General features: G+C 35.2%; 3 protein-coding genes. 1 reads left to right on the plus strand and 2 read right to left on the minus strand.

The features are described 5' to 3' along the window. A partial coding sequence (locus FTT88_RS16955) for an IS3 family transposase (RefSeq protein WP_153888957.1) occupies positions 1 to 239 on the plus strand: 239 nt, incomplete at its 5' end. 128 nt (positions 240 to 367) lie between these two features. On the opposite strand, the gene FTT88_RS16960 is transcribed toward FTT88_RS16955, so the two are convergent. After that, positions 368 to 829: a hypothetical protein gene (locus FTT88_RS16960; protein WP_180036286.1), complete on the minus strand. Its 462-nt coding sequence runs from the start codon at positions 827 to 829 to the stop codon at positions 368 to 370. Beyond that, positions 829 to 2,344, minus strand: a 1,516-nt coding sequence (locus FTT88_RS16965) for an RHS repeat-associated core domain-containing protein (RefSeq protein WP_180174136.1), incomplete at its 5' end; no start/stop codon positions are given. The genes FTT88_RS16965 and FTT88_RS16960, both read right to left, overlap by 1 nt.

The following is a 2,344-nucleotide window of genomic DNA, read 5'->3' on the forward strand; positions in this document are numbered from 1 at the left end:
GTTTTCAAGGTTCAATGAGCAAGCGCGGAGACTGTTACGATAATGCACCGATTGAAAGCTTTTGGGGAATACTGAAAAATGAGTTAGTGCATCATTACAACTATCAAACCAGAGAAGAAGCCAAAGCAGATATTATAAAATACATTGAGTTATTTTATAATCATCGAAGAATTCAAAAGGGTTTGGGTTTTAAGACACCAAATCAAATGGCCGAAGACTTTTATAAGTTGGCTGCCTAGAATCTCCCAAGGGAAAGTCTCCTGATAATTCAGCGTATATCAGATCACATACCCGAGTTGTCACTTAAATTTGAGTTGCTTAAGGGAGTTTTACTTTTTAAATCTTTGTGCAACAAAGTCATTACTTACTAATTACCTTGTAAAATAGCTTTTATGTAGCTTAGTTTCTCTAGATCTTCCAAACTTTTGGTTTTCATATAAGTGCTATTTTTCATAAATTCTTCTATTTTTTTTTCAACTTCTGACTTTTGCACTGTACTTAAATTATCAAGAATAATTGAAAATTCAGGTCTATTATAATAAAAATTCATTACAACCACTGCTATTAATTCAGTAAATGTTTCATCATCTACTTTATACGGTAGTCTATTAATTTTATACATAAAATCATCAGAATCTTCACATACAAAATTATACCCTGTATCTTCAAACACTTTTATTGATTTTTCACTAATATTCAATATTTTACTTTGAACTTTGAACTTTTCAATAGAAATTTCACACTCTTTATCGATAAAATACCCACTACCAATTAAATATATAAATAAAATAGTGCAGCAAAAAATAACAGTTATAAAAAATTTTTTCATTACTCAACATCCAATATTCCATAAAGGTCAACAAAATCTGGCTTGTGTCCAAATTTCCTTTTGCTTTCTAAATCCCCTCCTTTAAAAACAAGCGCTTTATGCTTGTTCGTTTTTTGTATAAAACTAGATAATTTATCCCACTTCACATTTCCATTTTTTGCTCCCATTGAAGAGGGAATAGTCACACAGCCTGTACTATAAGTTCCTGGATGAAGTCTAAAATAGCCTCTCATTTTCTTGTTATTAAAATCATAAGTAAAATCATCTGTATGCATATCGACTGCATAAAGCTTGTACCAATGCTCTTTACCTTCACCCTCATGTGGGATTATCCAATATCTCCCTCTTGGAATAGCTTGCGACTCATCTAGTGATAAATTAGTTACTTGTTGAGTCATATGATCTACACTTGCATATCCACCTGTGAAAACGCCATTTATACCTATTGTTTCTTTTGAATCTAAATCAGAACCTTTAATTGTTCCATTCGATTTGTTAAAAACAATATGTACAATTAGTCCCATAGGATCCACCCACTGATTCGGATCACTGACATAAGCTGAATTATTTAAGCCCCCCATCAACCCAATCGGGTCTTTACTCACATAACGTCCACTGTACGGCTCGTAATAACGATAACGGTTATAGTGCAAGCCTGTCTCAACATCATAGTATTGCCCCTGAAAACGGATATTACTTTGTTCTAACAAATTGTCACTGGCTCTGATTTGCTGCGTATTGCCCCACGTATCCTGCACGATCTCCCAGACACATTCACCACGTTCATTACTTAAGGTTTGCGGTGTTCCCACTTGGTCACAGTGATAAAAAGCAACGCGTTCTAGCTCTGCTTTGTTCTTTCTCGTTTCTGTTTTCCATACAGGGTCTTTATAAATTGAGTAAGGTTCACGTTGGAATTTTGAATAGTCTGGGGTCTCAATCAGTTTGATAAATCCTGTATAGCCTGTTTGGAGTAATGGTACAAAACTTTTTGCTTCATAGACATAATGCTTAGTATAGTTTTCATCAGCATTATTAGATTGCTGTGACTCCCAAATCATCAAGTCACCGTCCCAGCCAAATAAAGTCAGGGTTTGTGCATTTGGGTTTTTCTTAAACAAACGTCGTCCAAATACATCATAACCATAGTCAGTCACCTGACCCTGATGATCACAACGAACCAATCTGTTCAGGTTATCCCACGTCAGTTTTAATGTTTTGCCTGCATGGTTAGTTTCAATCACATTACCTTGCGCATCGTATTTATAATTTTTGCCTTTATATTGCGATATCAAATTGCTTTTCACTTGAGATGCATGCGTGGCAATTGGGTCAATCAAATTCCCTGCTGGGTCAAAAGCAAAGCTTTCAGTTTGATGTAAGCTTTGACTCTGTGTTAAACGGCCAATTGCATCATACTGATACGTCAGCTTACCTAATCGGCTGTCATCTACTTGGGTGAGCAAATAATTTTGATCATATTGATAATGTCGTTCTGCTTGATGCTGTGTGCGA

Origin of the sequence: Acinetobacter sp. YH01024 (assembly GCF_013420195.1) — a bacterium.
GTDB lineage: Bacteria > Pseudomonadota > Gammaproteobacteria > Pseudomonadales > Moraxellaceae > Acinetobacter > Acinetobacter amyesii.